At 71.7% G+C, this 22,164-nt stretch carries 20 protein-coding genes and 2 pseudogenes; 7 read left to right on the top strand and 15 right to left on the bottom strand.

The window, feature by feature from the left end; genetic code table 11:
• Positions 1-46: 46 nt before the first annotated feature.
• Positions 47-1,549, bottom strand: coding sequence for a metallophosphoesterase family protein (locus tag ACZ7NC_RS20730; RefSeq protein ID WP_471490172.1), 1,503 nt, complete (start codon positions 1,547-1,549; stop codon positions 47-49).
• 252 nt (positions 1,550-1,801) lie between these two features.
• Here ACZ7NC_RS20730 and ACZ7NC_RS20725 point away from each other — a divergent pair, with 252 nt between their 5' ends.
• Both ACZ7NC_RS20725 and ACZ7NC_RS20720 read left to right on the top strand, forming a co-directional pair.
• Positions 1,802-2,701: an arginase family protein gene (locus tag ACZ7NC_RS20725; protein ID WP_471490170.1), complete on the top strand. Its 900-nt coding sequence runs from the start codon at positions 1,802-1,804 to the stop codon at positions 2,699-2,701.
• Between the two features lie 169 nt (positions 2,702-2,870).
• Positions 2,871-3,863: an alpha/beta fold hydrolase gene (locus ACZ7NC_RS20720; RefSeq protein ID WP_471490168.1), complete on the top strand. Its 993-nt coding sequence runs from the start codon at positions 2,871-2,873 to the stop codon at positions 3,861-3,863.
• A 23-nt stretch (positions 3,864-3,886) separates the two neighbouring features.
• Here ACZ7NC_RS20720 and ACZ7NC_RS20715 read toward each other — a convergent pair whose 3' ends face one another.
• From ACZ7NC_RS20715 to ACZ7NC_RS20705, 3 genes are all read right to left on the bottom strand, one after another.
• Positions 3,887-5,119 (bottom strand): MFS transporter, encoded by a 1,233-nt coding sequence (locus ACZ7NC_RS20715; RefSeq protein ID WP_471490167.1) that lies wholly within the window; start codon positions 5,117-5,119, stop codon positions 3,887-3,889.
• Positions 5,116-5,256, bottom strand: a complete 141-nt coding sequence (locus ACZ7NC_RS20710) for a DUF899 family protein (protein WP_471490165.1) — start codon at positions 5,254-5,256, stop codon at positions 5,116-5,118. Before ACZ7NC_RS20710 ends, ACZ7NC_RS20715 begins: the two co-directional genes overlap by 4 nt.
• A gap of 117 nt (positions 5,257-5,373) precedes the next feature.
• On the bottom strand, positions 5,374-6,306 hold the full coding sequence (locus ACZ7NC_RS20705; protein ID WP_471490164.1) for a LysR family transcriptional regulator: 933 nt from the start codon (positions 6,304-6,306) through the stop codon (positions 5,374-5,376).
• Between the two features lie 71 nt (positions 6,307-6,377).
• On the opposite strand from ACZ7NC_RS20705, the gene ACZ7NC_RS20700 reads away from it, so the two are divergent.
• The gene (locus ACZ7NC_RS20700; RefSeq protein ID WP_471490163.1) at positions 6,378-7,265 is read left to right on the top strand and encodes an SDR family NAD(P)-dependent oxidoreductase; all 888 of its coding nucleotides are present in this window, start codon (positions 6,378-6,380) and stop codon (positions 7,263-7,265) included.
• Between the two features lie 66 nt (positions 7,266-7,331).
• On the opposite strand, the pseudogene ACZ7NC_RS20695 reads toward ACZ7NC_RS20700, so the two are convergent.
• From ACZ7NC_RS20695 to ACZ7NC_RS20685, 3 genes and pseudogenes are all read right to left on the bottom strand, one after another.
• Positions 7,332-8,014 (bottom strand): annotated as a pseudogene (locus ACZ7NC_RS20695) (sigma factor-like helix-turn-helix DNA-binding protein); the annotation flags it as partial.
• Between the two features lie 4 nt (positions 8,015-8,018).
• Positions 8,019-8,231 (bottom strand): annotated as a pseudogene (locus tag ACZ7NC_RS20690) (carboxymuconolactone decarboxylase family protein); the annotation flags it as partial.
• Positions 8,232-8,305: 74 nt separating this feature from the next.
• Positions 8,306-9,178: an oxidoreductase gene (locus ACZ7NC_RS20685; RefSeq protein ID WP_471490161.1), complete on the bottom strand. Its 873-nt coding sequence runs from the start codon at positions 9,176-9,178 to the stop codon at positions 8,306-8,308.
• Positions 9,179-9,314: 136 nt separating this feature from the next.
• On the opposite strand from ACZ7NC_RS20685, the gene ACZ7NC_RS20680 reads away from it, so the two are divergent.
• Positions 9,315-10,169, top strand: coding sequence for a helix-turn-helix transcriptional regulator (locus ACZ7NC_RS20680; RefSeq protein ID WP_471490160.1), 855 nt, complete (start codon positions 9,315-9,317; stop codon positions 10,167-10,169).
• A 231-nt stretch (positions 10,170-10,400) separates the two neighbouring features.
• Here ACZ7NC_RS20680 and ACZ7NC_RS20675 read toward each other — a convergent pair whose 3' ends face one another.
• Positions 10,401-11,156 (bottom strand): dienelactone hydrolase family protein, encoded by a 756-nt coding sequence (locus ACZ7NC_RS20675; RefSeq protein WP_471490159.1) that lies wholly within the window; start codon positions 11,154-11,156, stop codon positions 10,401-10,403.
• Between the two features lie 125 nt (positions 11,157-11,281).
• Complete coding sequence (locus ACZ7NC_RS20670) at positions 11,282-11,902, bottom strand: L-threonylcarbamoyladenylate synthase (protein ID WP_471490158.1); 621 nt, start codon at positions 11,900-11,902, stop codon at positions 11,282-11,284.
• Positions 11,903-12,324: 422 nt separating this feature from the next.
• On the opposite strand from ACZ7NC_RS20670, the gene ACZ7NC_RS20665 reads away from it, so the two are divergent.
• Complete coding sequence (locus ACZ7NC_RS20665; protein ID WP_471490156.1) at positions 12,325-13,836, top strand: helix-turn-helix domain-containing protein; 1,512 nt, start codon at positions 12,325-12,327, stop codon at positions 13,834-13,836.
• 146 nt (positions 13,837-13,982) lie between these two features.
• Here the strand turns inward: ACZ7NC_RS20665 and ACZ7NC_RS20660 are convergent, their stop codons facing one another.
• Genes ACZ7NC_RS20660 through ACZ7NC_RS20635 form a run of 6 tightly spaced genes read right to left on the bottom strand, consistent with a single transcriptional unit; the run spans position 13,983 to position 19,430 of the window.
• On the bottom strand, positions 13,983-15,215 hold the full coding sequence (locus ACZ7NC_RS20660) for a cytochrome P450 family protein (protein ID WP_471490155.1): 1,233 nt from the start codon (positions 15,213-15,215) through the stop codon (positions 13,983-13,985).
• The gene (locus ACZ7NC_RS20655) at positions 15,212-16,450 is read right to left on the bottom strand and encodes a cytochrome P450 family protein (RefSeq protein WP_471490154.1); all 1,239 of its coding nucleotides are present in this window, start codon (positions 16,448-16,450) and stop codon (positions 15,212-15,214) included. The genes ACZ7NC_RS20660 and ACZ7NC_RS20655 overlap by 4 nt, the downstream gene beginning before the upstream one ends.
• A complete protein-coding gene (locus ACZ7NC_RS20650) occupies positions 16,447-17,076 on the bottom strand; it encodes a GTP-binding protein (RefSeq protein ID WP_471490153.1) in 630 nt (209 codons plus the stop codon). The genes ACZ7NC_RS20655 and ACZ7NC_RS20650 overlap by 4 nt, the downstream gene beginning before the upstream one ends.
• Positions 17,048-17,410, bottom strand: coding sequence for a DUF742 domain-containing protein (locus tag ACZ7NC_RS20645; protein WP_471490151.1), 363 nt, complete (start codon positions 17,408-17,410; stop codon positions 17,048-17,050). Before ACZ7NC_RS20645 ends, ACZ7NC_RS20650 begins: the two co-directional genes overlap by 29 nt.
• Positions 17,407-17,829: a roadblock/LC7 domain-containing protein gene (locus ACZ7NC_RS20640; protein ID WP_471490149.1), complete on the bottom strand. Its 423-nt coding sequence runs from the start codon at positions 17,827-17,829 to the stop codon at positions 17,407-17,409. Before ACZ7NC_RS20640 ends, ACZ7NC_RS20645 begins: the two co-directional genes overlap by 4 nt.
• Positions 17,826-19,430 carry an ATP-binding protein gene (locus ACZ7NC_RS20635; RefSeq protein WP_471490148.1) on the bottom strand — a complete coding sequence of 535 codons (1,605 nt, stop codon included), beginning with the start codon at positions 19,428-19,430 and terminating at the stop codon, positions 17,826-17,828. Before ACZ7NC_RS20635 ends, ACZ7NC_RS20640 begins: the two co-directional genes overlap by 4 nt.
• Before the next feature lie 325 nt (positions 19,431-19,755).
• On the opposite strand from ACZ7NC_RS20635, the gene ACZ7NC_RS20630 reads away from it, so the two are divergent.
• Both ACZ7NC_RS20630 and ACZ7NC_RS20625 read left to right on the top strand, forming a co-directional pair.
• Entirely contained in the window at positions 19,756-19,992 is a 237-nt protein-coding gene (locus ACZ7NC_RS20630; protein ID WP_471490146.1) for a hypothetical protein, read from the top strand.
• A 344-nt stretch (positions 19,993-20,336) separates the two neighbouring features.
• Positions 20,337-22,070 (top strand): fatty acyl-AMP ligase, encoded by a 1,734-nt coding sequence (locus ACZ7NC_RS20625; RefSeq protein ID WP_471490145.1) that lies wholly within the window; start codon positions 20,337-20,339, stop codon positions 22,068-22,070.
• The last annotated feature ends 94 nt before the right edge of the window (positions 22,071-22,164 follow it).

Here is a 22,164-nt window from a genome sequence, read left to right as displayed (position 1 = left end):
CAGGTGCCAACTCGATCAGGTCCCGCGCTGTTCCCGCCGCCCGCGATCAGTTCAGGGGGATCGTCACCTCGTCCTCGACCGGCGGGTCGACCTCCTGCGCGCGGTTGCCGGTCGCGGCGTAGCAGCGCAGACGGACGGTCTCCGGGGTGACGTCCAGGCGGAGGAACTGCTTGAAGAACGGCGGGCTGTACGTCGCCGAGCTCGGTGAGAACAGCTGGGTGTGGATCTTGCGCACGGGGAGGCGGAACCGCTTGGCCCGGTCGGGACGGCGTCCGGTGCCCAGCAGACCCGCGACCAGACGGGTGCGCCAGGTGATGCGGGCGTCCGCGCCCGCCGCACGACCCGGTTGGATCTCCAGCCGTTCGGCGATGACGGCCGTGGCCTGCGCCTCGGTGAGGGTGAAGAAGCGGCGCAGGCGCAGCCGGCGGCCGTAGAGCCTGCTGTAGAAGGCCAGGGAGTCACCGCGCAGCGGATAGCAACGGAAGTCCTTCTCGGTGACGTTCGCGATGTCGACCCGCGGGATGGTGTGGGTGGCGTGCGTGAACGCACCGCCGCCGCCCGAGACCACGTACTGGATCGTGCGGCCGTCCACCTGCACCGGGTAGCGCTGGTAGTTGTGGATGTCGCCGCCGATCGCCGCGACATAGCGGTGCGCCGGGTCACGGACGATCTCGTCGACCGTGCCGCCGCCCTCGATCGCGCAGGGATGGTGTTCACCGTCCACGTACAGCGGCGAGCCCGTGACGAGGATCTTCGGGCGGGGATCCCTCGACACCTCACGCAGCCAGGCGCCCTGCTCGGCGTCGATCGTGCCGAGCAGCCCGGTGTCGATTCCGACGATCCGCACCGGCCCGGCGTCGATCGCCCAGTACGGCCCCGGCTGAACGGCCCGCTGACCGGCGGCCGACCTCAACTGCCGTGCCTCGGACAGCCGTTGGCCGTCACCCTTGCGCGGCCGGTGCCACAGCAGCTGCCGCAGCCAGGCCCCGCTGAGCGGACGTGGCGCGGGCTCCGGTGTCAGGGGCGGAGCGTCGTCGCAGAAGACGCGCATGAAGGCGCCGAGGTCCTCGTACCAGTCGTGATTGCCCGGTATCGCGTATATGGGCGCCCGGTAGTCCTGGTAGGGGCGGAAGAACTTGGAGCCGTAGTCGTCGGCGCTTCCGACGGGATAGATCACATCACTGGCGAGGACCGTGAACCGGGTGTCCTGACCCACCTTCAAAAGCCCTGGCACGACGGCGTACTGAGGGTCGTCGCCCTCGCCGGTGTCGCCGATGACGAGGAAGGAGAACCGGTCGGGGTCGTCCCGCCGGATCACCTTGTCGGCGGGCGCGCCGACGGCCGTCCGCTGGGCCACCCAGCGGCTTCGGGTACGTCCTGTGGGATCCCCGAACCAGGACGCCAGCACACCGTTTCGCGCGGCCCACAGCATCTTGGGGTTGAGCCAGGAGATCTTCTCGACCGTGTGCGGCATCAGCCGCTTGTACGTGCCGAGTTCGGCGGCGCCCCAGCCGGCGCCTTCGGCGGTATCGCGTGAGGAGTCAGACACCGGTGCACCGTAACAATGATCTAGAGAGCGCCGAGAGGGGGGCGCCGGTCCAGATGCCGCAGCCGATCGAAGCGGCACCCAGCGCCGGCCGGCCCGGCTCCACGACTGTTCGTCGAGCAGCGACCGCACGATGCACCGCAGCCCCAACGCCCCTCCCAGACCCGCCCCGAGTGGTGTCGGTCCTTCGGCTGTGGCACAGATGGAGTGAGGGCGGGCGGCAGCAGCGGTCGGGGATCAGCGGAAGGGGCCGTCGTGCGGGAACTCGCGATCATCGAGGCACCGTCCGTGCTCGGCCTGCGGCCGTCCGGAGTCCAGGAGCTGCCGGCGGCCCTGCTGGACGCCGGACTGCTCGCCGATCTCGACGCGGTGCGGTCCGGCACGGTCGAGCCGCCGGCGTACGACCCGACGAGGGACGCCGACACCGGTGTGCTCAATCCCCACGCCATCGCGGAGTACTCCGTCCGGCTGGCCGATGCCGTCGGCGACGCCCTCGACGGCGGCCGATTCCCGGTCGTTCTCGGCGGGGACTGCACCGTCCTGCTCGGCAACCTTCTCGCGCTGCGCCGTCGTGGACGTCCCGGACTGCTGTTCCTCGACGGTCACACCGACTTCTACCAGCCCTCGGCGGAGCCGAACGGAGAAGCGGCCTCGATGGAACTCGCCCTGGCCACGGGGCGTGGCCCTCGGCTGCTCACCGACCTGGAGGGCCGCGGCCCGCTGCTGCGGGACGAGGACGTGGTGGCCTTCGGCTTCCGCGACGCCGACGAGTCCGCCGAGGCCGGTATGCAGCCACTGCCGGTCGAGCTGCACACGATCGACCTCGACGACGTGCGCGCGTCCGGTGCGGCCACGGCCGCGCGCCGGGCCGTCGACCGGCTCACCGCCGGGCCGAGCGCCGGGCTCTGGGTGCACCTCGACGTCGACGTCCTGGACGACGCGATCATGCCCGCCGTCGACTACCGGCAGCCGGGCGGGCTGACCTGGCAGGAGCTGGAGACCGTGCTGAGCACGGCACTGGGCGACCCCGGAGCCGTAGGACTCGACGTGACGATCTTCAACCCCCGCCTCGATCCGGACGGCACGATCGCCGGCCGCCTCGCCGAGTGCCTGCGGCGAGCGCTTTCGGCACGCGCCGGTACGAACCTCACGTAGAGCACTCGACGAACCGGGTGAGGCGGGCTCTTAAGGCATGACCTCGCCCCCCCCGCGACCCCTCGGCCCGTACGACTTTGCCGAACCGGCAACGAACATCGCGACGCTTCTCCGGGCCAACGCACGATGGCGGTACGCAGAGCCCTCGCGCAGCAGCTCCGGAGGAAACATGCCGCACCCCGCCCACGCAACGGACATCACCCACCGCCTGGTCCCCACTCCCGCCGGTCGGCTCCATCTCGTGGAGCAGGGCACGGGCCCGCTCGTTCTCCTCGTGCACGGTTTCCCGGAGTGCTGGTACTCCTGGCGCCACCAACTGCCGGCGCTGGCGGCGGCCGGATACCGAGCGGTCGCCGTGGACGTGCGCGGCTACGGCCGTTCCTCCAAGCCCGAGCCGGAGGATGCCTACCGCATGCTGGAGCTGGTCGCGGACAACACCGCCGTGGTGGACGCCCTCGGAGAGCGGTCCGCCGTCATCGTGGGGCACGACTGGGGCGCGACCATCGCCGCCACCTCCGCGCTGCTGCGTCCCGATGTGTTCCGCGCGGTCGGGCTGCTGAGTGTGCCGTACACCCCGCCCGGCGGACCGAAGCCGAGCGAGGTCTTCGCGATGATGGGCGGCCCGGAGGAGTTCTACGTCTCCTACTTCCAGCAGCCGGGTCGCGCCGAGGCCGAGATCGAGCCCGACGTCCGCGGCTGGCTCGCGGGCTTCTACGCCGCCTTGTCCGCCGACACCATGCCGGACCCCGGCGCCCCCGACCCGCACTTCGTCACCCCCGGCGGCACCCTGCGCGAGCGGTTCCCCGCCGGACGTCTGCCCGCCTGGCTCGACGAGTCGGACCTGGACTTCTATGCCGGGGAGTTCGAACGCACCGGCATGACGGGAGCCCTGAACCGCTACCGGAACATGGACCGGGACTGGGCGGACCTCGCCGGCCACGGCGGCGCCCCCCTCACCCAGCCCTCGCTGTTCCTCGGCGGCGCGCTGGACGCCTCCACCACCTGGCTGGCCGACGCGATCGAGGCCTACCCCACGACCCTGCCCGGCCTGCTGTCCTCGCATGTCCTCGACGGCTGCGGCCACTGGGTCCAGCAGGAACGCCCGAAGGAGACCAACCGACTCCTCATCGACTGGCTCGCGGCCCTGCCCGGAACCGCATAGCCCCTCGGAGCGTCCGCTGTCACCTAGGTGGCTCGACCGGCTGACGGCACCGGCCGACGGAGCAGATAGACGGCCGCCGTCGAGACCAGGACCGTCATACAGGCGATGAACACCAGCCCCGCGCCCTCCAGACCGATGGGACCCGTCAGTACCCCCACCCCGATGACCGGGACCGAGATGCCGCCGTAGGCGACCACGAACAGCGCAGAGATGACCGCCGCCCGCCGGTCCGCCGGGGACGCCCCGGCCACGGCGGACAGCGCCGCGCGGAACGCCAGTCCCTGACCGGCCCCGCCGACCAGCGCGCTCGCCACCACCAGCGCCAGCAGATCCCAGAACAACGCGCCCGCGAGCAGCGCCAGCCCGACGAGGAGAGCGGCGCAGCCCAACGGCAGCGACCGGCTCACCCCGACCCGGCCGACGGCCAGTTGCCCGGCGATCGAGGCGAAGAAGGCCAGCGCCACGACCAGTCCACTCACGGCATGGTTGCGCTCGTTCAGGGACTCCGCGAGGAACGCCGGGCTGACCGAAGTGAACACCCCGAACAGGGCGAAACCCACGAACGAGGCGGTCGCCGCCGGTCCGAACACCGACCGCACCTGCGGCGGCAGGCTCGCCCCTTGCGGCCGTACGGTCTTCAGCGGCCGCCGCTCCGCCACGGTCTCCGGCAGCCACAGCACGACGGCCGCCGAGCAGGCCACCAGGGCGAGATGCACGGCGAACGGCAGATACAGCGGCCAGGGAGCATACTGCGCCAGCACCCCGGCGAGCAGCGGACCGCAGCCCAGGCCGCCCATGTTGGCGGCGGTGGCGACCAACGTCGCCCGGGCGACGCCGTCACGTGGCGCCAGTTCCATCACATAGGCCGTGGCGGCCCCGGTGAGCAGACCGGCGGACAGTCCCGACAGCAGCCGTCCCACATACAGCCAGCCCAGGGCGGTGGCCAGGAGGAAGCAGACGGCGCTGAGTGCCGCGAAGCCCAGGGCCGACAGAATCACCGGACGTCTGCCCACCGCGTCCGAGACATTGCCCGCGAGCAGCAGCACACCGATGACCGCGAAGGCGTACACGGCGTACACGATGGTGACCGTCAGCTCGGAGAACCCGAACTTGTCCTGGTAATGGTCGTAGAGGGGAGTCGGCAGCGTGGTGCCGGCCATGCACACGGCGAACACCGCCCCGCCGAGCAGACACGCCCGCCACCCCCTGCGATCATCGAGGGCCGTCCCCCGGGCGGCCTCGTTCCGCAGGGTCATCGGATGTCGTACTCGTTGTCGTACGTCCACATGAAGTGATGCGTGACCAGCTGGGGCCGCCCCTCGAACAGGTCCAGCAGGCCGACCCGCCCGTTCGGTCCCTCGACGCGGTACGGCTTGTCGATGCGGACTGTCATCGGATCCTCCCCATGGGGCTCGTGCTGCGAGTGGGCAGAGCGGGCACAGCGGGCAGGCCTCCAGCTTGCTCCAGCGTCACTGGTGCCGCACATCGTTCGACGGCCCCGTCTCCTCGGTCAGGAGGGCAGGGCGGGCGTGTCCACGTCGAGTGCCGCGGCGCGCAGGGCGGCGGCCACCCCGGCGACCGGCTCGGTCGGCGGGTGCGGTAGACGAGCCAGCAGCAGGCGCCGCTGCTCCTGGGGTCCGCCGCGGACGGGGAGGACGCGGACACCCTCCGGTGCGGCGGAGGCGAGGGCGGCCGGCACGGTCGTCAGCCCGCAGCCCGCGGCGACGAGATGCAGCTTGGCCAGCCAGTCGCGGACCGTGTGGGCGATCTCGGGCCGCTCGTCCAAACCCGGCCACACGCCCATCAGCCCGTCCTCCCCGGACGCGGAACCGGCGATCCACCGCTGACCGCGCAGGTCGGCCACGTCGACGAAGTCGCCGCGGGCCAGCGGATGGGCGAGGGGCACCGCAAGACACAGGGGGCGTTCGGTGAGCGTCCGCAGCTCGAGCGGCGGCGACTCGGTGTCCGGGGCCCGGAACGGCGGTGCCGACCCGAGCAGCGCCAGATCGAGGCTGCCGGCCCGCAGGGCGCGCACCAGCGCCGGCGTGCTGGCCTCACGGCCGACGACGCGCAGGCCGGGGTGGGTCCGGCGCAGCGCCGTCAGAGCTCTGGGGACCAGGACGGCGCCGGCGCTGGGGAACCACCCCAGACGAACGGTGCCGGCCTGGTCGGGCAGGCCGGACAGCTCCCGGGCGGCCGCGTCGATCTCATCGAGCACGGTCGCCGCGCGGCGCATGACGATCCGGCCGGCCGTGGTGAGCCGTACGCCGTCGCGGCGCCGCTCCAGCAGTTCCGCGCCCGCCGCCCGCTCGATCGCGGCGATCTGCCGCGAGACCGCCGACTGCGTGTAGCCCAGCGACGCGGCGGCCGCGGTGAAGGTTCCCTGCTCGGCCACGGCGCGGAAGACCCGCAGCGCGGTCAGCGACACATCGTTGAAGTCCATGACGATTACGCATACTAACCGTGCATGACTTTCGTTGGACTCATGGACGTGGCGTTCCTAGCGTGGCAGGCATGAACGCTTCACGCATCGCCCTCGTGACCGGCGCCAACCAAGGACTCGGCCGTGCCCTCGTCGAAGGACTGGCGGCCCGCATGCACCCGGACGACCTGGTCCTGCTCACGGGTCGCAACCACCAGCGCGTGACGGACGCCGCCCACGCGGTGGCCCACATGGACGGCACGCGCGCCCGTGTCGAGGGCCGGGCCCTGGACGTCACGGACACCGACGCCATCGTGCGCCTCGCCGCGGACCTCAAGGCCCGGTACGGCGGGGCCGACGTCGTCGTCTCCAACGCGGTCGCCCGCGTGCTGCCCGAGGAGTCTCAGGCGGAACGGGCCGACGAGTTCATCGACGTCTCCAACACCGCCACCCACGCGATCCTGCGCTCCTTCGGCCCCGTCCTGCGCCCGGGCGGCCGACTGCTCGTCGTGGCCAGCAGCCTGGGCACCCTCGGCCACCTCGACCCACGGCTGCACCAGCTCTTCGACGGCGCGAGCCTCGACCAGGTCGAGTACGCCGTCGAGTCCTGGCGCGGCGCCATCCACCACCGCACCGCCGCCGAGGCGGGCTGGCCGCGCTGGCTGAACGTGCCCTCGAAGGTCGCCCAGGTCGCCGCCGTCCGCGCGGTCGCCGCCGAACTCCGTGACCATGACCTGGCCACCGACACCCTGATCGCCTCCGTCTGCCCCGGCATGGTCGACACCGCCACCTCCCGCCCCTGGTTCAGCGACTACGACCACGCCCAGTCCCCGTCCGACGCCGCCCGCGCGGTGCTCGACCTGATCTTCGCCGAGCATGTCGACCCCTCCCTCTACGGCGAGTTGATCCGCTTCGGCAAGGCACTGGACTGGCACGACGGCACACCGCCGGTGGAGCAGGACCGGCTGCTCACGCCCTGACCGGCCTCGCGTCCGGCGTCCATGCCTGACCCGAGCGGGTGCACCGCACACGAAACCGGCTGCGGATCACCTGGTGAACTCGACCAACTCGTCCAGCCGTGTCAGCTTGCGCGGGTTCGCGGTCGCGTAGATGCGGGTCACCCGGCCGTTCTCCACCACGAGGCTCACCGCGGCCGACCTGCCACCGGTCTCGACCGGGCCGCGGGCGCGCCGTTGAGCCACACAGCCGTCGCATCGAACGCGGTACGCTCCGAACGCGCCAGCAACGTCGCCACGACCTTGGCCCCGTGGACCGGAGCCCGTGCCGCGGCCGCCAGCCCGCCGCCGTCGGCGATCAGGACCACGACGGGCGCCATGACCTCCATCAGGTCCTGCGAGCGCCCGGTGCGCAGTGCTGCCAGGAACCCCTCGACCACGGCCTGTTGCTCCGCCCGGCTCACCCGCATCCGGGGCCGCCGGGCCGCCACGTGCTCGCGGGCCCGCCGTGCGATCTGCCGCACCGCGGGCGCGGATCTACGGACGGCCTCGGCGACCTCTCCGTGCGGCAGGTCGAAGACCTCGCGGAGCACGAACACGGCTTGTTCCACGGGCCCGAGCGTCTCCAGCACGGTCAGCATGGCGATGGAGACGCTCTCCGCGAGTTCGACGTCCTCGGCGACGTCGGGGCTGGTCAGCAGCGGCTCCGGCAGCCATTCGCCGACGTAGTCCTCGCGGCTGCGCGCCAGCGACCGCAGACGGTTGACGGCCTGCCAGGACCTGAGCGGCGACGGCCATGTGCGCGAACGACTTCAGGCTCGCGTCCGCCGCCTTCCACACACCCACCTTGCCGCCGAACTCCAGGTTGGCCTGGGCGACCTCGGGGCTGTGCCACACCACCTCGACGTTCTCGGGCACCGCCCCGAGCTGCTTGACCATGTTCTCCTTGAGTTCGACGGGGAGTTCGGCCTTCGGGAGGCGAAGCGCCATGGTGTCCTCCTTGTATGTCTGCGAGTTCGACATGAAGACACCGGCGAGCCGGCGAACGTGACAGCCGTAGGAGGCTACTTCTCCTCGCCGAGGGCATCCAGCTCGGCGAGCGCGTCGGCGGGCAGTTCCAGCGCGGCGCCGGCGATGTTCTCGCGCAGGTGCTCCGTCGAGGACGTGCCGGGAATGAGCAGCAGGTTCGGCGAGCGTCGCAGCAGCCAGGCGAGTGCGACGGACATCGGGGTGCTGTCCAGACGCGCGGCGACCTTGTGCAGTGTGTCCGACTGAAGGGGCGACATGCCGCCCAGCGGCCAGTACGGCACATACGCGATGCCTTGCCGAGCCGTGCTGTCGACCAGTGCGTCGTCCTGCCGGTTGGCGATGTTGTAGAGGTTCTGCACACACACGACGGGCGCGATCGACTGGGCCTCGGCGAGCTGCTCCGCGTTGACCGTGCTCAGCCCGAGGTGACGGATCAGCCCCTGATCGCGCAGCTCGGCGAGCGCGCCGAACTGCGCGGCGATCGACCCCGGTTCGGGCGAGTCGAAGCCGCCGACCCGCAGGTTCACCACGTCGAGCGCGTCGAGGCCGAGCCGCCGCAGGTTGTCGTGGACCTGTTGCACCAGCTCGTCCGGTGTACGGGCGGGAAGCCATCCGCCCCGCTCGTCGCGGCGTGTGCCTACCTTGGTGACGATGTGCAGGTCGTCAGGGTACGGCGCGAGCGCCTCCCGGATGATCTCGTTGGTGACGTACGGGCCGTAGAAGTCGGCCGTGTCGATGTGCCGGATGCCCCTCTCGACGGCCGTGCGCAGTACGGCGACGGCGGCGCCCCGGTCCTCGGGCGGCCCGAACACGCCGGGGCCGGCCAGCTGCATGGCGCCGTAGCCGAACCGGGTGAGGGTGAGGTCGCCCACGCGATAGGTGCCGCCGGGAAGCTCGTTGACAGTCATGTTCCCTTTCCGCTCGCCGGCGTGTCCGGGAGCTGATCCGACGCTACGAGGCCGCCGCGCGCACAGCCTGAGCCCCGTTCATCCTGGGAGCGACAGGACCAGGAACCGTGCTGCCGGCGCTCGTAGGATCGAAGGCATGAGCAGGCCGAACGCGCTTGGCGAGTACCTTCGGGCGCGCCGAGAACTGACCGACCCGGCTGACGTGGGACTGCCGGTCGTCGGCGTACGCCGCACCCCGGGGCTGCGCCGCGAGGAGGTCGCCACCGTCGCCGGGATCAGCGCCGACTACTACCTCCGCCTGGAGCAGGGCCGCGACCGCAACCCGTCCCCGCAGGTACTGGAGGCCCTGGCAAGGGTGTTCCGGCTGGACGCGGCCGCCACCCAGCACCTGCTGAGCCTGTCCACGGCCCGCCCGGCCAGGCCCCGGCGACCGCGCCGCGAGGTCGTGCCGGCCGGGATCCGGCAGCTCCTCGACGCGATCAACCTGCCGGCGTTCGTGGAGAGCCGGACGTTCGAGGTGCTCGCCGCGAACCCGCTGGCCACCGCCGTGTCACCCAACATCCGGCTCGGGGTCAACCGGCTGCGCGCGATCCTCCTCGACCCCGCCGAACGGGAGCTCTACCCGGAATGGGAGCAGGGGGTCAGGGGCATGGTCGCCGGGTTCCGCACCTCCGTGGGCAGCGAAGTCGACGACCCGCGGATCGTCCAGTTGGTCGGCGAGCTGTCGCTGGCCAGCGACACGTTCCGGCGGCTGTGGGCCCGGCACGACGTCAGCCCGCTGACCGGCGGAACGATGCGGCTGCGCCACCCGCAGGTCGGCATGCTGGAGCTGCGCCGGGAGAAACTGCCGATCACCGACTCCGGCGGCCAGATCCTGGCGATCTACCACGCCGAGCCGGGCTCGGAATCGGCCCGCGCACTCGACTCACTGCGCCGGGCGACGGCCACCGAGGTGTCCCGCGGACCGGCGGCCGACAACGAAACCGCGTGAAACCGGGCGGCCGCTCAGCCGCACATCGCATTCACCTCGACGAACTGCCGCAGCGCCATCCTCCAGTTCGGCCAGGGCAGCGGCATCGGTTCTGGTGTGCTGCGCTCGTTGCTGGGCCGCTGCGATCGCAGTGCCCTCCCTGTCCGCTTGAACGTCCTGCCTCGCTGAGTTCCCTCTCCATGGGTATCACGCCCATGGAGAAGTCTGTCGGTCGGACCGGACCCCCGAGGCTCAGAACGTCCGCTTCAGCAGATCGAGCAGCGCCTCCCAGTGCCGCTCGTCGGCGCCGTGGTCGTACGCCGAGGTGTCGGCCTGTGTGTAACCGTGGTGCGCGCCCTCGTACACCTCGTACTGGTGGCGGACCCCGGCCGCGGTCAGCGCGGCGGCGAGGCGCTCCATCTGCTCGGGCGGCATCGAGTCGTCCGCGTCGGCGTGCCCGAAGTACAGCTCCGCCGTGACGTGTTCGGCGACCAGGTGCGGGCTGTCCGGCGCGTCGGTCGCCAGTTGCCCGCCGTGGAAACCGGCCGCGGCGGCCACCCGGTCGGGGTAGGCACCGGCGGTGCGCAGGGCGAGCCGGGCGCCCATGCAGTAACCGGTGAGGGCGACCGGCCCGTCGGCGAACTCGGGCCGCTCGGCCATCCACCGCAGATAGGCACCGGCGTCCCGCATCGCGAGCTCCGGCGTCAGGGACTGCAGGACCGGCACGATCTTCTCCCACAGCTCCGGGCGCGCGGCGGGGTCGATGAACTCGGGCAGGTCGAAGACCGGACTGCGCCCGTGCCGGTAGAAGACGTTCGGCACCAGGACCGTGTAACCCGCCTCCGCCAGCCGGTCGGCCATCGACCGCAGATGGGGACGCAGCCCGAAGGCGTCCTGGTACAGGAGGACGCCCGGCCGGGGCAGGCCGTCGCCCGGACTGGCCAGATAGGCGTCCGCTACGCCGTCCTCGGTCGGGACGTCAACGTCTGTTCCCTGTACGGAGGTCATGGGGGGTTCCCTCTCTGCGCAGTCCACGGCGAAACAGGTCGCCGGCCCGGCGGAATCGGGCCGCACGCATGGTTGCACGTACCATCCATTCGGGCCGCGCCACCCCCTCCCACTTGGAGACGGCTTTACTCGAACCGGGACGTGTCGCCTGCTCCCTTGCGCACGATCTCGGCCTCACCGGACGAGAAGTCGATCACCGTCGTCGGCTCGGTGCCGCAGTCCCCGGAGTCGACCACCGCGTCCAGCACATGATCGAGCCGGTCCTTGATCTCCCAGCCCTGGGTCATCGGCTCGTCCTCGTCGGGCAGCAGCAGCGTGCTGGACAGCAGCGGCTCCCCGAGCTCGGTGAGCAGCGCCTGGGTGACGATGTGGTCGGGGATGCGCACGCCCACGGTCTTCTTCTTCGGATGCTGGAGCATGCGCGGCACCTCCCTCGTGGCGGGCAGGATGAACGTGTAGCTGCCGGGCGTGGACGCCTTGATCGCGCGGAACACGTCGTTGTCGACGTGCACGAACTGGCCTAGCTGCGCGAAGTCCTGGCAGACCAGGGTGAAATGGTGCCGGTCGTCCAGACGGCGAATGGTCCGGATCCGGTCGATGCCGTCACGGCTGCCCAGCCGGCAGCCCAGCGCGTAGCAGGAGTCCGTCGGATACGCGATCAACGCACCGGAGCGGACGCTGTCGGCGACCTGGCTAATGGTGCGCGGCTGAGGATTGTCGGGGTGCACGTCGAAGTACTTCGCCATTCGACGAGCCTATGCCCTGGACGCCCGGTGGTGGCGCAGGCGGGGGCGGGCAGGGCCCGGGAGCAGGGCGTGGCGGACAGATAAACCGCTGGTGAGCGCGGCGCGACCGGCAGCAGAATGACTACGCTCAGGCGGTGGAGGGGGCGACGCGAGGTGGGTGCGCTGTCGAGGGCCGGACGACCACCCGGTCCGGCTAGTGCAGAGGATCGTCGAACGTGGCCTGCGCGCCTCGGCCCGCCCCGGCGACGACTGTACTCGGCCGACTGGAACCACCAGGGGTACGTCTTCGACCCCACCCGCGTCGGCGGACCCGGCGTCCGGACGTTCGAGTCGCCGTCCGCCCACCCCACCATCACGGAAACGTGAGGTAACGTCCCCGACCGGTACGTCGTGGAACAGTGCAGGACGAGGTGAAGGCCGACGTGGCTGGGAGAGAGGACGGGAGCCGTCGGGCAGGGGGAAGGAGCGTCGACGGCTCGGCGTGGGCGGAGGAGTTGCTGGAGCATCTGCGGCCGAACGGGCGGGACGTGCGCCAGGTCGTCGACTGGCTCGCGGACGCGGTGCGGGGCATCGCCTCGCTTCAGGACGACACCGGCACCCACCTCGCCGGCACCCCGCAGCCGCTGGACGACCAACTCGTCGAGGCCGTGGCCGCCGGCCGGATCGCCTCCGCCGCCTGGGAGGGCCAGGGCCGTCATCTGCGGCTGGTCAGGGTGACGTATCCGACCACCTCGACGGCGGGCGTCCTCGCCGTGTCGCGCGAGACCCCCTTCGACCGCCGCGCCGCCGACATCGTCACGCACACCGTCCAGGTCATCGAACTCCTGCTCAGGGCGGGCGAGACGACCGCCGCCGGCCTCCGGCTCGAACAGGCCACGTCCGATCTGCGGCTGGCGATCCTTCAGCTGCTGATGGTGGAGGACACCGTCTCGGCACGCCGCGTCGCCGCGGGACTGTGGCCCGGCCTGCTGGACACGGACACCGCGTCCGTCCACGTGGTCGAGGGCACCGTCGAGGAGCGCGAACGGCTCGCCGACGAATGCATCGACGCGACCGGCGAGCGGGCGCTCGTCGTGCTCTGCCCGGCGGTCGACGAGCACGTGATCGTCGTGACACCCGGCGAGGCCGAGGCCCGGGAACTGCGGGCGCTGATCGGCCCGCGCCCCCGCACCTTCCTCGGCGGCAGCGCCCGGCACAGCCTGGCCCGCACCGCCACCGCGTACGGACAGGCCGTGAGCGCCCTCGCCGTCGCGCACTTCCGCCCCGACAAGGCCGCGGTCTACGCCGAACGCACCCACCCCGAGCGGCTCATCGACCCGGCGGCCCTGCGCGACTGGACCGACGGGCTGCTGCGCCCGCTCGACACCCTGCCGCACCACACCCGTGCCGAACTGCTCGCCACCACCCGGCTGGGCCTTGAGTTCACCGCCGTGAACGCGGCCAAGATCCTCGGCGTCAGCCGCAACACCGTCCGCGCCCGGATGGAACGCGTGGAGTCCCTGCTGCGCACGGACTTCGCCGACCTGACCGCCCGCGCCGTCGTCCACCTCGCGCTCAACATCCAGGTGGGCCTGGCGGACGCGCCGGCCGACACCGGCACCCGGGAAGCGGCACCCGGCTCGCTGGGCGACCTGCTGTCCGGGCCCGCCATGCGCACCTGGGCGCAGGACCTCCTCGCCCGTCTGAACCGGGACACCCGGGATCTGCGCCGTACCCTGCGGACGTGGATCACCGCGGGCGGAAACGCCGAACGGACGGCGCAGACCCTCGGTGTGCACGCCCAAACCGTCCGCGAGCACGTCCGCAGCGCGGAACCCGTCCTCGAACGCCGGCTGCTGGCCGGCGGCACCGACCTGTACGAGGTCGTCCTGGCCCATCTCGCGCTGGGCGACCTCGATCAGCCCGCCCTGCACGCGGCGAAACCGGGCCTTTAGGACTCAGCTGTGCACGGGTGAGTCCTAAAGGCGGCACAGTGGGCATCGACGCGATACCCAATGCCGCCTTCGCAGACGTAAGTTCGACTCCCCGCGGGGACACGACCGGAACGGGGGACCGGTCGCGTTCCCGCGCCCAGAGCGCCTCACCCCCGCAGCCGCACCGGGATCTCCTGCCAGCCGAACGCGATGAACGACGGCACCTGACGCAGCTCGTCCGTCCCGACGGCCAGCTCCAGGCCGGGGAAGCGGTCGAAGAGCGCCGGCAGTACCGTCAGGGCCTCGACGCGGGCCAGCGGCGCGCCGATGCACCGGTGCACCCCGATCCCGAACGCCAGATGGTCGTCGGCCCCGCGCGAGGCGTCGAAGGCGTCCGCGTCCGGGCCGTAGTGCGCGGGATCCACCCCCGCGGCGGCGAACGTGGTGATGATGGCGTCGCCGGCCGCGATGGTCACGTCCCCGACCTCGATGTCGCTGACCGCGAACCGCAGAGGCAGCGCCGCGATCGACGGGTGCACCCGCAGCGTCTCGTCGATCACCGCGTCCCAGCCGATCTCCCCGGACCGTACGGCGGCCAGCTGCTCGGGATGGGACAGCAGGGCGACGACCGCGTTGCCGATCAGATTGACCGTCGTCTCGAACCCGGCACCGATCACCAGCAGCAGGGTGTACAGCAACTCCTCGTCGCTGAGCCGGTCGCCGTCCTCGTCGCGCACCCGGATCAGCTCGGTCGTCAGATCGTCCCCGGGATGCTCGCTGCGGTGGGCGATCAGCGCGGGCAACACCGTACCGATCTGCTCCTGCACGAACGCGGCGTGCTCCGGACTCGGGTCGGAGGTGTCCATGATCGCCGCGATGAGGGTTGCCGTCGCCTCCTGCAACTCGTCGGGGACACCGAAGAGTTCGCAGATCATCCGCATCGGCAGGGGATGTGCGAGCCCGGCCTTGAGATCGACCTCCGCGTCGCCCTTGTCGAGCGTGTCGAGCAGCTCGGCGGTGATCGCCTCCACACGCGGTCGCATCATCTCCGTGCGCCGCTGGGTGAAGCTCGGCGCGACCAGCTTGCGCAGCCGCGTGTGGTCGGCGCCGTACGTGGAGAGCATGTTGACCACACCCACCCAGCCCAGGATCCAGCCCCAGGAGGGGTGTTCGCCGATCTCCGGCCACAGCCGCCAGTGCCGCCGGGGATCCTTGCTGACCCGGGGGTCGAGGATGAGTTCCTTGAGCGTGTCGTAGCCCGTGGGCGCCCACGCGGGGATGCCGCCGGGCAGTTCCACGGGCACGATCGGGCCGAGGGCGCGCAGTCGGGCGCTCTCGGCGGGGATGTCGGCGCCGAACGGGTCGATGGCGAAGCGGTCGATACGGTCGGTCAGGGTCACTGCGGAACTCCTGGCTGGTCGGGGGAGCGAGGGCTGAACCGGACGGGCAGCGAGGTCAGCGAGCGGTGGAAGGGGCCGGGCCGCCAGGTCAGACGCGCCCGGGGCAGCACCGGCTCCAGATCGGGCAGCCACTGGGTGAGCCGCTCGATCGCCTCGGTGGCGATGAGCAGCGTGTGCTGCCGCACCGGGCAGGCGTGCGGGCCCGCCGACCACGACAGGTGCGAGGCGTCCCGGGGGTGGCCATCACTGGTGACCTCACGCTCGGCGAAGTGCGCGAGCGCCCCGTACGAGACCACCACCGGCACCGCGGCCCTGATCCAGGTGCCATGGAAGGACACCGGGCTGCGCGCGTAGTGGATGCCGTAGTTGGCCAGCGGTGTCTCATGGTGGAGCACCTCCACCACCGCGTCCGTGACCGGTCTGGCCCCGCTGGTGAGAGTGGAGTAGTACAGCGGGTTGCCGAGGACGCGGGACAGCGCGTTCGACACCAGGTTCGCCGTCGGCTCGTGCCCGGCGCCGAGGGTGAGGAACACCTGCCAGGTGACCTCCTCGGGGGTGAGCCCGGCGGGGTGGTCCAGCAGCCGGCTCGGCAGGTCCTCGCCCCGCCGCTCCGACTTGGCCGCGATCAGCTCCAGTACGTAGCCGCCGAACTCCGCCTCGCCCTCGGCTGCTTCGGCGCCGCCCTCCATCATCTTGCCGAGCGCGGCGTTGAGCCGGTCGCTCTGGCTGTCGGGCATCCCGAAGAGGCTGTTGAACACCAGCGCCATCAGCGGTCGGGCGAACTCGGCCACCAGATCGGCCTCGCCGTTGGGCCCGAACCGGCCCACCAGCACTCGCACCGCCCGGTGCACCCGGGCCCGCAGGTCGTGCGGCTCGATCCGGTCGAAGGTGTCGATCAGCGTGGTGCGATACCGGACATGGGCCGAGCCGTCGGCGAACAGCGTGTTCGGCCGCCAGCGCATCATGCCGAGGACCGGCGAGTCGTCGGCGACCGTGGCCTCCCACGGGCGCGGGTCGTGCGAGAACGTGTCCGTGTCGTGCAGCAGATCCAGCGCCGCCCGCCGCTCGGTGACGACATACGCGGGCACGCCCGGCGCCAACTCGGCCCAGCCGACCGGGCCCTGGGCGCGCAGGGCGTCGTAGTAGCGGTACGGGTCCAGTGCGAAGCCGTCCTCCCACAGCCGCACGGGCGCCGAGCGGGAGAAGGCCTGTCGGTCGGGGGAGTGGGTGGTCAACGGCCCTCCGGAGCGTGACGGTCGATCAGGTGCTGGACCAGCGCGAGCAGCGCGTCGACGGAACTGTCGGCGTCCCTTGCGTCACACGTCACCATCGGCGTGCCCGCCTCCAGGTCAAGGGCGGCGCGCAACTGTTCCTCGGTGTGGTGCCGGGGCGCGTCCGGGAAGGCGTTGAGGGCGACTGCGTACGGCAGCCCCGACTCCTCCACCAGCCCCAGCACATCGAACGACGCATCGATCCGACGGCTGTCGACCAGCACGAGGGCACCCAGCGCGCCGTACGCGATGTCGTCCCACAGCGCCCGGAACCGTTCCTGCCCCGGTGTGCCGAACAGATACAGCACGACCCCGCCGGCCAGGCTGATCCGGCCGAAGTCGACGGCGACGGTGGTCGTCGACTTGTCCCGCACCCCGGCCAGATCGTCCAGCGGCGCGGACGCCTCGCTGATCGGCTCCTCGGTGTGCAGCGGGCGGATCTCGGAGACGGAACCGATCAGGGTCGTCTTGCCCACGCCGAAGGGACCGGTGACCAGGATCTTGACCAGGTCGCGGGCGGTGTCGGGCAGGTGGACGTCCCCGGACGGGCCCGGGGGAGCGCTAGGTGCGCTTGAGGGCGCGAAGGCCATCGGCCACTCTTTCCAGCAGGTCGGGGGCGAAGCGTTCGGCGGGCGGGATCGGCGGGCGGGCCGACGCCAGGTCCCGGTCGATGAGTTCGCCGGCCAGGACGCGCACGGCGGACACCGGCAGCCGTAGCAGCGCGGCGGCCTCCACCACCGTCAGCGAACCGCCGTCCAGGGCGTCCAGCAGGGCGAGTTGGGCGGCGGGCAGACCGTCGGGCGCGGGCGTACCGGTACTCCTGAGCACCGACAGCCGCTCCAGCTGGGGCCGGCTGGGCCGGGCCACTCCGCCGGTCGACAGATACGCGGGAACCAGGGGGCGGCCTCCGCGGCGCCCGGTCATGCCGACGCGCCGCCGTCGGCACCTCGGGGCGCGGCGGCCATCGCCTTCTCACCCAGCCGCGCCACCTGCGAGTGCACGCGGTGCGCGAGCAGATCCAGGCGCACCTCCTCGTCCCCGTAGGCGGCCACACAGGTGCCGTGGTCCGTCGGCACGATCAGCACGTACCCGTGGTCCGACTCGATGACGACCTGCCGCACCTCGGCGCCATCCCGGTCGGCGAACGCCGCCGCGGCCGTACGGCACGCCCCCTGCACGGTGCCGGTGATCGCGGCCACCCGCTCCGCCGAGGGCCGGCTGAGCGCGTCCGTGTACCCGGTCACCAGCCCGTCCCGGGTGAGCAGTACGGCGGCCACCACATGCGGCACCTGCACGATCGGATCGAGCACCCATGCGGTGTCCCCCGCATCGCGGCTGGTCATCGGGCCGTGCCCCCTTCGTGGTCGTGGTCGTGGTCGTGGTCGCGGTCTTGGTCGGCTTGGTCGGGGTCGTGAGCGGGGGCTTCCGCTCGCTGCCGTGCCGCTCGCGCGGATTCCGGTACGGCGGTGGAGGCGTCGTCCCCCGTGGGCTCGCCGGACGCCGACCGGGCCGCCGCGGTACCGGCCTGCAGCGCGCCGAGCGCCGCGGCGGCCTGCTCCGGGCGGCGTGTCGCGGGCCGGGGTGCCGGAGTGTCGCCGGACGCCTCGGTCACCCGCGGTCGGCGCCGGCGCTGTGGCAGGCCGCCGGTGTCCCGTGGCGCGTGGTGCCCGGACGCGGTGCCGGAGGTGTCGTCGGCATGGTCGGACCCGTATCCGTGCGAGCTGCCGGACGCCTCGGGTGGGGAGGCTACGGATGCCTCGCTTCCGGAGGCGACGGACGGCTCGTCGGGGGACTCGCCGGAGGCTCTGACCCGGTCGTCGGACGCTCTGATCCGGGACATGCCGGGGCCGGGCGTCTCGTCGCGGGAAGCCGGGCGCGTGGAGCGCGCTGCGCTGGCCGAGGGCGGTCGCTCGTCGGGGTCGATGCGGCTGAGCAGGTGGCTGTCGACCCGCAGCACCGCCCGCACCCCGCCGTACGGCGACGGCGAGGACAGGTCCACGCCCAGATCGAACTGCCTGGTGAGCTGCCCGATCGCGGCGAGGCCCATACGCGGTGGATCACCCAGCTCGGTCAGCAGAATCGGCTCGGAGCCCGCCACCAACCGCTGTGCGCGGGCGCGTTCGTCCTGGGTCATGCCCAGGCCCGCGTCGTCGACCGTGACGCAGACGCCGTGATGGACGTGCTCCAGGTTGACCACGACGTCGGTGTCCGGCGCGGAGTGCCGCAGGGCGTTGTCGAGGAGCTCGGCGACGATGATCGCGACGGGCTCCACGGCGTGGGACACCAGTCCGGTGCCCGCGGTGAGGTGGTTGTTGATCCGGACCCGGTGGTAGCCCGAGAGCCGGGCCTGGCCGCCGGTCACCGCGTCCACCAGGTGCGACTCCTCGCGGGCGAGCCCCACCCAGGCTCCGCACACCACGGCCGCGACCTGCGCCCGCCGCAGTGACTGCTCGTTCTCGTGATCCAGTTGGAACAGCGTTTGCGCCAACTCGGGGTCGTCGTATTTCTGTTGAAGCCCGCGCAAGGCGTCCTGGAGGCGGTACAGGGCCGCCTGGATCTCGCGTGTCGCTCCGCGCATGCCGGCCTGCGCCGCCGCGTCGATCCGTGTGCGCTGCCCGGCCAACTCGGTGCGCAGCCCGGTCAGGACGTGCTCCAGTGCGCTGCCCAGCGGTGACGCCGCGGTCTGCGGATGCAGCGGACCCGGCACCGGGACATGCGGATGGGCGAGCTGCTGGGCGGTGGCCGGGACACGCTGAGTCGCCAGATGCTCGATCTCGGCCGTGAACGCGTTCACCGCGCCGTCGAGTTGCCGACGCAGAGCGGCGATCTCGGCGCGGCGGCGCGCCAGTTGCCGCTCTGCGCGCAACAGCCCGCCGCCCAGGGCGAGTGCGGACACCATGCCGACGGCGAGACCGCCGGTGGCCAGGTCCGGTAATTCGATCATCGAGTCGGTTTCCAGAGGTCGGTTCGGGGCAGTCGGGCAGGGCTGGCTCCGAGGGCCGTCGGGCGAGCCGCTCGCAGCACAGTACACACCGTCATCGATCGATCTCGCACGGTCCACGGATACTTCGCTTCGAAAGTGAAGGGACTCTGCTCGCTTCTGCGAGAACTGTCTGAATTGCCGTCCGGGGAGGCCGAGTTGGCGTCGACCGGGGGATGTCCGCGAGTGCCGGCCCGGGTGCGGGAATGACCGCCTCGGCGTCGTGTACCAGGTCGGACTACGGGTACTCGGGCCAGGTCAGGAACGAGAACGTTGGGAGGAGGCCCGCATGACCAGCGGCACGGAGACCGGCGGCGTCACCGGTACGCAGGACAAGGACTACAACCTGATCTGGTACGTCGAGGCGTGCCTGAACAACGCGCTGCGGCTGGAGACCTACATCGAGGACGCGGAGCGCGCCAAGGACACCGAGGTGGCCGACCTGTTCCGCAAGGCCCAGGCCGACAGCCGCAAGGGTGCCGAACTGGGCAAGACGCTGCTGCGCAAGCGCCTGAGCGAAGGCTGAGTCAAGCCCGTTCCCCCGGCCCGGACACCGGCAACGCCGAGAGTGTCCGGGCTTTCGCCTGCCTGGAGGTCGGACCCCCGCTGCGCCAACTCACTTTGGACACGTAGGGTTTACATTTGTTCGGCTCGTCGAACCTGGTGGTGTTGCTATGGTGCTACTCACCGGTAGCAAGCCGAACGGGGGGATGTCGGGGGTCGGCACATCGGTGCCGTGACACCTCGGTGGATCGTCACGACGGAGGTCGGGCAAGGGGGCCGGACCGACCAAGGCGTCCTGCGCATTCAGCGCCTCACCCTCGAACTCCAGTTCGTCGCCCATCGATGCAGACAGGTGAGACTCGCAACATGGTTCGATCCCTGGTCGATCTGCTGTTCCAGCACGCCGCCCACCACCCCGACCGAACCGCCTACCGTTACCTCGCCACCGGCGACTGCGACGGCGAGATCCAGGAGATCTCCTACGCCCGTCTCGCCGACCGGTCCCGCGCCGTCGCCGGCTGGCTCCAGGAGCGCGGCCTCGCCGGATCCCGCGCCATGCTGCTGTACCCGCCGGGCCTGGAGTTCATCAGCGCCTACCTCGGCTGTCTCGCGGCCGGAGTCGTCGCCGTGCCGGGCGTCCCGCCGCAGGGCCGCGCGCAGAACCACCGCGCCCTGACCCGGATGAAGCGGCTGATCGCCGACGCCGACGCCAAGGTGATCCTGGGCGGTCGCGAGGTGATCGCGGCCCTGGCCGGCCCGGCGGAGCACCTGCCCGAGCTCGCCGACCTGACCCGCGTCGCCACCGAGGACATCCCCGACGAGGCGGCCGCCTCCTGGCGCGAGCCCGACCTCACCGCCGACTCCGTCGCCTTCCTCCAGTACACCTCCGGTTCCACCTCGGCCCCGCGCGGCGTGATGGTCACCCATGGGAACCTGCTGGACAACGAGCGGGTCATCACCGAGCGCATGGGCCACACACCCGAGGTCATGGCCGAGTACGGGCACGAGATGTTCGTCAGCTGGCTCCCCGTGTACCACGACATGGGCCTCATAGGCCCCGTCCTCAACACCGTCCACCTGGGCGCCACCGCCACCTTCTTCTCGCCGCTGCACTTCCTCCAGCGGCCCCAGCGCTGGCTGACCGCGATCAGCCGCTACCGTCCGCACACCAGCGGCGGCCCGAACTTCGCGTACGAGCTCTGCCTCAAGCACGCCACCCCCGGGTTCCTCGACGGACTCGACCTCAGCAGCTGGAAGGTCGCCTTCAACGGCGCCGAACCGGTACGCGCCGCCACCCTGCGACGCTTCACCGACACCTTCGCCCCGGCCGGCTTCCGCCGCGAGGCCCTCTACCCCTGCTACGGCCTCGCCGAGGCCACCCTGATCGTCACCGGCAGCGCGGTCCACACCCCGCCCACCCTGCTCCAGGCCTCCGAAGCCGGTCCGCACGCCGGCCAGGCCGACGCCGCGGCGGTCAGCTCCGGCCGCCCCGGCCCCGACGTCACCGTCGCCATCGCCGACCCCGAACGGCACGAGGAGCTGCCCGAGGGCGAGACCGGCGAGATCTGGGTGCGCGGCGCGAGCGTCGCCAAGGGCTACTGGCGCAACGCCCTCGCCACCCGCGAGACCTTCCGCGCCACCCTGGCCGGCCACGAAGGCCGCTTCCTGCGCACCGGCGACCTCGGATTCCTGCGCGACGGCGAACTGTTCGTCACCGGCCGTCTGAAGGACCTCATCGTCATCGACGGCCGCAACCACTACCCGCAGGACCTGGAACTGACCGCCGAGATGGCCCACCCGGAGCTGCGCCCCGGCTGCACCGCCGCGTTCTCCGTCGAGGGGGACCACCAGGGAGCGGGCGGCGAACAGCCCGTCGTCGTCGCCGAGATCGCCCCGGACGCCGCGTCCGAGGCGGAGAAGATCATCGACGTCATCCGCAGCGGCATCGGCGACGCCCACGGCCTGTCCGTGCGCGATGTCGTCCTGGTCCGGCCGGGCACCATTCCCAAGACGTCCAGCGGCAAGATCCAGCGCCGAGCCACCCGGGCCGCCTATCTGGACGGCACCCTCGCCGTGGTCACCGAACCCACCCTGAGCTGACACCGTCCCGCCGGTCGTCGTACGCCGCCGAATGCGCCGTACGACGACCGCGACGACCGCGACGGCCGGGCCGCCACGCCGACGTGAGCCCCAC

The organism is Streptomyces sp. NPDC111802, assembly GCF_055634335.1.
This window is presented reverse-complemented; position numbering and strand designations above follow the sequence as displayed.

Excerpts from the sequence above, each read along its gene's own strand:
- ACZ7NC_RS20650 (WP_471490153.1), bottom strand. The coding sequence starts at position 17,076 with ATGGCCTTCGCGCCCTCAAGCGCACCTAGCGCTCCCCCGGGCCCGTCC.
- ACZ7NC_RS20630 (WP_471490146.1), top strand. The coding sequence starts at position 19,756 with ATGACCAGCGGCACGGAGACCGGCGGCGTCACCGGTACGCAGGACAAG.
- ACZ7NC_RS20685 (WP_471490161.1), bottom strand. The coding sequence starts at position 9,178 with ATGACTGTCAACGAGCTTCCCGGCGGCACCTATCGCGTGGGCGACCTC.
- ACZ7NC_RS20645 (WP_471490151.1), bottom strand. The coding sequence starts at position 17,410 with ATGACCGGGCGCCGCGGAGGCCGCCCCCTGGTTCCCGCGTATCTGTCG.
- ACZ7NC_RS20710 (WP_471490165.1), bottom strand. The coding sequence starts at position 5,256 with ATGACAGTCCGCATCGACAAGCCGTACCGCGTCGAGGGACCGAACGGG.
- ACZ7NC_RS20720 (WP_471490168.1), top strand. The coding sequence starts at position 2,871 with ATGCCGCACCCCGCCCACGCAACGGACATCACCCACCGCCTGGTCCCC.
- ACZ7NC_RS20705 (WP_471490164.1), bottom strand. The coding sequence starts at position 6,306 with ATGGACTTCAACGATGTGTCGCTGACCGCGCTGCGGGTCTTCCGCGCC.
- ACZ7NC_RS20625 (WP_471490145.1), top strand. The coding sequence starts at position 20,337 with ATGGTTCGATCCCTGGTCGATCTGCTGTTCCAGCACGCCGCCCACCAC.
- ACZ7NC_RS20675 (WP_471490159.1), bottom strand. The coding sequence starts at position 11,156 with ATGACCTCCGTACAGGGAACAGACGTTGACGTCCCGACCGAGGACGGC.
- ACZ7NC_RS20715 (WP_471490167.1), bottom strand. The coding sequence starts at position 5,119 with ATGACCCTGCGGAACGAGGCCGCCCGGGGGACGGCCCTCGATGATCGC.
- ACZ7NC_RS20670 (WP_471490158.1), bottom strand. The coding sequence starts at position 11,902 with ATGGCGAAGTACTTCGACGTGCACCCCGACAATCCTCAGCCGCGCACC.
- ACZ7NC_RS20640 (WP_471490149.1), bottom strand. The coding sequence starts at position 17,829 with ATGACCAGCCGCGATGCGGGGGACACCGCATGGGTGCTCGATCCGATC.
- ACZ7NC_RS20635 (WP_471490148.1), bottom strand. The coding sequence starts at position 19,430 with ATGATCGAATTACCGGACCTGGCCACCGGCGGTCTCGCCGTCGGCATG.
- ACZ7NC_RS20680 (WP_471490160.1), top strand. The coding sequence starts at position 9,315 with ATGAGCAGGCCGAACGCGCTTGGCGAGTACCTTCGGGCGCGCCGAGAA.
- ACZ7NC_RS20700 (WP_471490163.1), top strand. The coding sequence starts at position 6,378 with ATGAACGCTTCACGCATCGCCCTCGTGACCGGCGCCAACCAAGGACTC.